At 71.9% G+C, this 1258-nt stretch carries 1 protein-coding gene; it reads right to left on the bottom strand.

Features of this window, described 5'->3' with window-relative positions; genetic code table 11:
- The coding region (locus tag ACWDNU_RS46160) for an acyltransferase domain-containing protein (RefSeq protein WP_449673483.1) at positions 1–1258 on the bottom strand (1258 nt) is incomplete at both ends.

Raw genomic sequence — 1258 nt, 5'->3', positions numbered from 1 at the left:
GCCGCCGACCCGGTCGGCGGCGTGCAGGGCGAGTTCGACCAGGCCGGTCCCGGGGAACAGCACGGCGTCGTGCACCCGGTGATCGGCCAGCCACGGCTGGGTGGCGGTCGACAGGCGGCCGGTGAGCAGCACCGTGTCGGAGTCCGGCTGGGCGATCACCGCCGAGATCAGCGGATGCCCGGTGGACACCAGGCCCATCGATCGTGCGTCACCACCGCCGGTCGACCCTTCGGTCAGCCAGTACCGATGGCGCTGGAAGGCGTAGGTGGGCAGCTCGACCCGGCGCGCGCCGGTCCCGGTGTACAGGCGGGCCCAGTCCACCGTCGTGCCCGTCACGAACAGCCGGGCGAGGCCGGTCAGCAGGGTCGCGGGCGTCCCGTCGCCGCGCACGGTCAGCGCGACCGCCGTCGCGGTGTCGAGGGTCTGGGCGACCATCGGTGTGAGGGCGGCGTCGGGCCCGACCTCGGCGAAGCGGCTCACCCCGAGCGTGGCCATGGTGGTCACCGCGTCGGCGAAGCGCACGGTGCCGCGCACCTGACCGACCCAGTAGGCCGGATCGGACATCTCGTCGACGACCCGGGCACCGGTCACCGTCGACACCAGCGCGAGGGTCGGACGCTCGAACGTCAGACCCGCTACGACCGAGGCGAATTCGGCCAGCATCGGCTCCATCAGCTCGGAATGGAAAGCGTGCGAGACCCGCAAACGATGTGTCCGCCAGCCCTTCTCGGCACACGTCTCGGCCGTTGCCTGGACCGCTGCCTCGACACCGGCGAGCACCACCGACGACGGACCGTTCACCGCCGCGATCGACACCCCGTCGACGAGCAACGGCAGCACCTCGGCTTCCGGCGCACCCACGGCGACCATCGCGCCACCGGCGGGCAGCGCCTGCATCAACCGGCCACGGGCGGCGACCAGCACACACGCGTCGTCGAGCGACAGCACACCTGCCACATGCGCGGCCGCGATCTCACCGATCGAATGACCGGCCACCACCTCGACCCGCACACCCCACGACTCGAGCAGCCGGAACAACGCCACCTCGAAGGCGTCGATGGTGATCCGGCCCGCGCCCACGTCGTAGAAGCGGGGCAGCAGTTTGGCCAGCGTCGATTTGCCGGAGCCGCTCGGGCCGACCAGGGCGGTGATGGTGCCGGGGGTCAGTTCGAGGTCGAGGCCGCGCAGCACGTCATGGCCGGTGCGGTAGGCGAATTCGACGCCCTCGAAGCGCACGACGCCGTCCTGACCCGCCGCC

This window comes from Amycolatopsis sp. NPDC003676 (genome assembly GCF_053587275.1).
Note: the sequence above shows the minus strand (reverse complement) of the source record. Positions and strands in the feature narration are given on the sequence as shown.